Genomic DNA, 5,226 nt, shown 5'->3' on the forward strand with positions numbered 1-5,226 from the left:
CGAAATCGACGGTTCGTTACCGTGCCGTTACCGGCGCGTCCGGAAAAGCGTCCGGTCGCCACGGCTCGTGCCGAATGGGGGAGTGCCATGCTCGCTCGACGAGCCATCCGGTGACTGTCACCGCCACGAATGACGACGATGCCGCGCTCGCGCGGACCCTGACCGGCTGGCTGCGCCGCGCGCTGGAGCGGCCGTCGCTGATCGTCGCCGGCCTGTCCAGGCCGAAGGCGGGCACGTCCAACGAGACCGTGATCGTCGCCGTGTGGTGGGACGACGGCGGCGCCCGGCGGGACGAGCGGCTGGTGGTCCGCATCCAGCCGACCGGGCGCCAGTTGTTCCTGCGCCCGGACACGATCGGCGAGGGCCGTGTCCTGCGGGCGATCGCCGCGGCCGCGCCGGCGGCGGTGCCGGTGCCGCGGGTCCTCGCGTTCGAGCCGGACGCCGGGGTGGTCGGGTCGCCGTTCTTCGTGATGAGCCACGTCCCGGGCAGGGTGCTGTCGGACATCCCGAGCTGCCACACCACCGGCTGGCTGCTCGACGAGACGCCGGCGCAGCGGGCCGCCCTGTGGGACAGCGGCCTGCGGACCCTCGTCGACATCGGGCGCATCCCCGTCAGCGGCGATCTTGCGTTTCTGTGGGCACCCGCGCTCGGGACCACCGGCCTGCGGCAGCTCGTCACCGCGACCCGTCACTGGTTCGACTGGGTGCGCGGTGAACGCGAGCTCGACGTGCTCGGCCGGGCGATGGGCCACGTCGAACGGGAGTGCCCCGACCACGACGACCGGACGTTGAGCTGGGGCGACGCCCGGGTCGGCAACATGATGTTCGCACCGGACGGGACGGTCGCCGCCGTCCTCGACTGGGAGACCCCCGCGGTCGGCCCGGCCGAGGTCGACCTCGGCTGGTGGCTGATGATGGACGAGTTCTACAGCCACGGCCTGGGTACGCCGCCGCTGCCCGGCGTGCCCGACGAGGCCACCCAGATCGCCCGCTGGGAGGAGCTGATCGGCCGACCCACGCGGGATCTGACCTATTACAAACTGCTGGCGGCGCTGCGGTTCGCCATCGTCTGCGCCCGTTCGACCGACATTTCGATCGCCCGCGGCGTGGCCCGGCCGGACACCACCCTGCACATCCGCAATCCGGCGGGCCTGCTGCTCTACCGCTGGCTGGGCGAGCCGGTCCCGGACCTGGCGCCCGAGTTCACCGCGATGATGGCCCGCTTCGTCCGCAAACGGGCCGGCCGGACGGGCTGAGCGAGCCCAGGGGAGGAACATCGATGAGCGATGCCATGCGCGCGGCGACGGTGCGGATGCGGGGCGCGGGAGACGACGACGTCGAGGCGTACCTCGCCGAGCCGCTCGACGGGCTACCCGTAGGCGGCGTCGTGGTGATCCACCACATGCCGGGCTACCGACGAGTCGACGATGGAGATCGTCCGCAGGTTCGCCGCCCACGGCTACCTCGCCCTCTGCCCGAACCTGTACTGGCGTGAGGCTCCCGGCGCCAACCCCGAGGACGCCGCCGCCCTCGCGCGGGCCCGCGGCGGCGTGCCCGACGATCGGCTGGTCGGCGACGTCGACGGGGCCATGCGCCACCTGCGGTCGCTGCCGTCCTCCAACGGGAAGGTGGCGGTGATCGGCTTCTGCTCGGGTGGCCGGCAGGCGTTCCTCGTCGCGTGCAGCCTCGACCTGGACGCCGCCATCGACTGCTACGGCGCCTACGTCGTCGCCACCCCGCCGGAGGATTGGGGTCCGGCTGGTCGTCGACCTGGCGGGGAAGCTGTCCTGCCCGCTGCTCGGCCTGTTCGGCGACGACGACCGGATGCCCTCGCCGGCCGAGGTCGCCGCCCTCGCCGAGGCGCTCACCGCCTACGGCAAGATCTTCGAGTTCCACAGCTTCCCCGACGCCGGCCACGCATTCCTCGCGACGAGCCGCGACGCCTACCGGCCTGCGGCAGCCCGTGCGGGCTGGGAGCGGATCTGGGCCTTCCTGCGCCCCCACCTCGCCATCTGATCCTGACGGACGGCTTAGGGGTCCTGCTGCGCGCGTCCCAGGAGCCTGCTTGATCGATGATCAAGCTTCTGACTTGTGAGGATGCTCCCGCGAGAGGACTCGAACCTCTAACCTGCCGGTTAACAGCCGGCTGCTCTGCCAATTGAGCTACGCGGGACCGGGTGCTCTGCGCACCTGACGAAGTCACCCTACCTGAGGTTCGGACGGTCATGGACGTGGGGTAGTAATCAACTTGACGGCACAACGCCGACCGGCCGGCGGCCATCCGCCAGCACGTCCATCGGTCTTCCGGGAGGCAACATGCGCATCAGGCCCAGCGTCGTCATCGCACTCGGCTTCGGGTACGTCCTGGGGTCCCGAGGCGGACGCGAACACTACGACGTGATCATGCGGCAGCTGCGGGAGGTCCGGGAACGGCCGGAGGTGCAAGGCGCCGCCGGTGTCGTGTCCGCGCAGGCCGGGACGGTCTTCCACCGGGTCCGCGGCCTGTTCGCCGGGGAGGCAGAGTCGTCCGGGACCCGGCCGTTCCGCCCGGTGGCGGCGCACGGCTCGAACGGGGTCAGCTCGATCGGCGCCCACTGACCGGCCGGGCGTGTCGCCGTCGAGCCGTCCCGGGAGGGGGCCGGCAGGAAGTGCCGCGCCGGTATTCGTCGGATGGGGCGTTGTTGGGTGGTTCGGCCGTCGGAGCCGCTCGTCGTGACCGTCGACCGCACCTACGACTGCCGCCCCGAGGGTGAATCCGGTCACCGCCGACACCCCGCCCCTGCCGGCCGCGCCGAGAGTGCGGCGGTTCGGTGGTGCGGCGGCGGGGTCGAGGGCTCGCCGGATCGGAGCACGGCATGTCGATGAGGCAGGCCAGGTCGGCGCGGGGGCGGGCGGCGGGGCAGGGGCGATCGGGCGGCCCGGCGCCGGCCGAGGTTGCGGGTGGGGCGCCGCCCGAGCTCGCCGCCCTGGTGGACCTGCTGGGCCGCCGGTTCGCCCTCGGCCTCTACTGGCATCTGCGGGGTGGCTCGCTGCCGTTCCGCACGCTGGCGGCCCGGCTGGACGCCCCGCAGACGCAGCTCGTGCAGCGGCTGCGGGAGCTGCGCGAGGCCGGCCTCGTCGAGGTGGACGAGGTTGGCGAGTACCGGCTGACCACCCACGGCCGGCGCCTGCAGGGCGTGATCGAGCCCCTGGCCGTCTGGGCACAGGAATGGGCGACGCTCAGCCCCCGCCAGCGCACCCCGCGCGGGGCCTCCACCCGTGGCCACGACGAGCCCTGATGGGAGCTGCCGGGTCGGGCGTGCCTTGTCGGGTTATCACCGGATGTTACCTTGCGGTCGACGGAGCGCGATTATGAGATCACAGCTTGTCTTGAGCTGATCTTAAGACTCCTTTAGGCCCAGGGAGATGTGCTGGTCACTGTCGAACCCGGTGCTTGGGAGCACCGGAGGTGACCTGGTGGATCCGAACTTCACCTGGCGGAGGTAACCCCGACCTCCGGTGGGTCCCCTAGCCCGGGTCGCGGCCCGTCCCAGCCGCGGCCCGGGCTCATCAGCCTCGGCCCACGGCGGTGGTGACCGCTCCCTGAACCGTGCCGGGACCCACCCGGGAGCGGCTCAGCCTGCGGCCAGCCGCTCCCGGGCCACGGCCAGTCGCCGGCGGGTGGCCTCCCGGCCGAGCACCTCCAGCGACTCGAACAGCGGCAGCCCCACGGTCCGCCCGGTGACGGCCACCCGCACCGGCGCCTGCGCCTTCGCCAGCTTCAGGCCGTGGCGCTCGCCGAGCTCGGTCAGGGTCGCCTTCAGCGTCTCGGCGTCCCACTCGACCTTGCCGAACACGTCGTGGACGTCGGCGAGCAACTCCGCCGCCGGCCCCTTCATCGCCTTCGCCCACGCCGCGTCGTCCACCGGCGCCTCGGGCAGGAACAGGAAGTCGACCATCGGCACGATCTCGGAGAGCACCGACAACCGGGACTGCGCGAGCCCGGCGACCACGGCGAACACGCCGGCGTCGAACGCCTCGGCCGCCCACGGTGCCGCCGGCGGCGCCAGCCACGGCTGCACCGCCGCGATGAACTCCTCGACGCTCAGCGCCCGGATGTACTCGCCGTTGAACGCCCGCAGCTTCTTCTCGTCGAAAAACGCCGGGGACGGCTTCACGTCGGCTAGGTCGAAGGTCGACTCGATCGTCTCCCACGGCACGATCTCGTCGTCACCGGACGGCGCCCAGCCGAGCAGCATCAGGTAGTTCTTCATCGCGCTGGGCAGGTAGCCCTCGTCCCGGTAGGACTCCAGCGCCACCTTGTCCCGCCGCTTCGACAGCTTCTGCCGCTTCTCGTTGACGATGACCGGCACGTGCGCCCACACCGGCGGCTCGTCGGCGCCGAGCGCGGCCCACAGCAGCTGCTGCTTGGGCGTGTTCGACAGGTGCTCCTCGCCCCGGATGACGTGGGTGATCCCCATCTCCAGGTCGTCGACGACGTTGGCGAGCAGGAACACCGCCGAGCCGTCGGCCCGCGCGATCACGAAGTCCTCGATGGTGTCGTTCGGGAACTCCGGGGTGCCGCGGATCAGGTCGCGCACCGTCGTCACCCCCTCGTCGGGGGTGCGGAAGCGCAGCGCCCGGCCGGGGCCGGGCGCCAGCCCGCGGTCGCGGCAGAAGCCGTCGTAGCCGTGCTGGGTATTGCCCGTGCGTTCCGCCAGCGCGTCGCGGGTGCAGTCGCAGAAGTACGCCAGCCCCGCCTCCTGCAGGCGGACCGCGGCCGCCCGATGCCGGTCCGCGCGCGAGGACTGCAGCACCGGGCCCTCGTACCGGCCGGGGCTGATCCCGAGCCAGTCCAGCGCGCTGATGATGCCGTCGATCCACTCGGGCCGGTTGCGGGAGGCGTCGGTGTCCTCGATGCGCAGCACGAAATCGCCGCCCGCGCGCAGCGCCACCAGCCAGTTGAACAACGCCGAACGCGCTCCACCCACATGGAAGATGCCGGTGGGAGACGGCGCGAATCGAACCCGTACCCGCCCAGATCCCATGCGGGGCAGCGTACAGGGATCCCGGTGAGCCGACGGAGTACCGAGGCGGCGCCGACGTCGTTGGCGCCCATCGGCAGGTCCGATTGTTCGGGGCACCGCGGCGGGCGGTGCTCCGAACGGGTGGCTTCGGGGGTTTGGGGTGTTAGTCGCCGAGGAGGTCGAGGGGGGTGGTGGGTTGGTGGAGCGCACGCCCAATACC

At 72.0% G+C, this 5,226-nt stretch carries 6 protein-coding genes, 1 tRNA gene and 1 pseudogene; 6 read left to right on the plus strand and 2 right to left on the minus strand.

What is annotated here, in order from left to right; genetic code table 11:
- The first annotated feature begins 110 nt into the window (after window positions 1–110).
- The 4 genes and pseudogenes from G6R25_RS21085 (at window position 111) to G6R25_RS32010 (ending at window position 2,016) form a co-directional block, all read left to right on the plus strand.
- Window positions 111–1,256 carry a phosphotransferase family protein gene (locus G6R25_RS21085; protein ID WP_163554305.1) on the plus strand — a complete coding sequence of 382 codons (1,146 nt, stop codon included), beginning with the start codon at window positions 111–113 and terminating at the stop codon, window positions 1,254–1,256.
- Window positions 1,257–1,279: 23 nt separating this feature from the next.
- Complete coding sequence (locus G6R25_RS32000; RefSeq protein WP_205447308.1) at window positions 1,280–1,495, plus strand: hypothetical protein; 216 nt, start codon at window positions 1,280–1,282, stop codon at window positions 1,493–1,495.
- Window positions 1,428–1,673: pseudogene (locus tag G6R25_RS32005) on the plus strand (dienelactone hydrolase family protein); the annotation flags it as partial. The gene G6R25_RS32000 and the pseudogene G6R25_RS32005, both read left to right, overlap by 68 nt.
- Before the next feature lie 151 nt (window positions 1,674–1,824).
- Complete coding sequence (locus G6R25_RS32010) at window positions 1,825–2,016, plus strand: dienelactone hydrolase family protein (RefSeq protein ID WP_473246922.1); 192 nt, start codon at window positions 1,825–1,827, stop codon at window positions 2,014–2,016.
- An 84-nt stretch (window positions 2,017–2,100) separates the two neighbouring features.
- Here the strand turns inward: G6R25_RS32010 and G6R25_RS21095 are convergent.
- Window positions 2,101–2,173 (minus strand) — tRNA-Asn (locus tag G6R25_RS21095).
- A 143-nt stretch (window positions 2,174–2,316) separates the two neighbouring features.
- On the opposite strand from G6R25_RS21095, the gene G6R25_RS21100 reads away from it, so the two are divergent.
- Window positions 2,317–2,598 carry a hypothetical protein gene (locus tag G6R25_RS21100; RefSeq protein WP_136448658.1) on the plus strand — a complete coding sequence of 94 codons (282 nt, stop codon included), beginning with the start codon at window positions 2,317–2,319 and terminating at the stop codon, window positions 2,596–2,598.
- A 263-nt stretch (window positions 2,599–2,861) separates the two neighbouring features.
- Window positions 2,862–3,278, plus strand: coding sequence for a winged helix-turn-helix transcriptional regulator (locus G6R25_RS21105; RefSeq protein WP_235949322.1), 417 nt, complete (start codon window positions 2,862–2,864; stop codon window positions 3,276–3,278).
- A gap of 336 nt (window positions 3,279–3,614) precedes the next feature.
- Here G6R25_RS21105 and gltX read toward each other — a convergent pair whose 3' ends face one another.
- The gene (gene gltX, locus G6R25_RS21110; protein ID WP_163554307.1) at window positions 3,615–5,027 is read right to left on the minus strand and encodes a glutamate--tRNA ligase; all 1,413 of its coding nucleotides are present in this window, start codon (window positions 5,025–5,027) and stop codon (window positions 3,615–3,617) included.
- Between the last annotated feature and the right edge of the window lie 199 nt (window positions 5,028–5,226).

Source organism: Candidatus Frankia alpina (assembly GCF_902806485.1).
GTDB lineage: Bacteria > Actinomycetota > Actinomycetes > Frankiales > Frankiaceae > Frankia > Frankia alpina.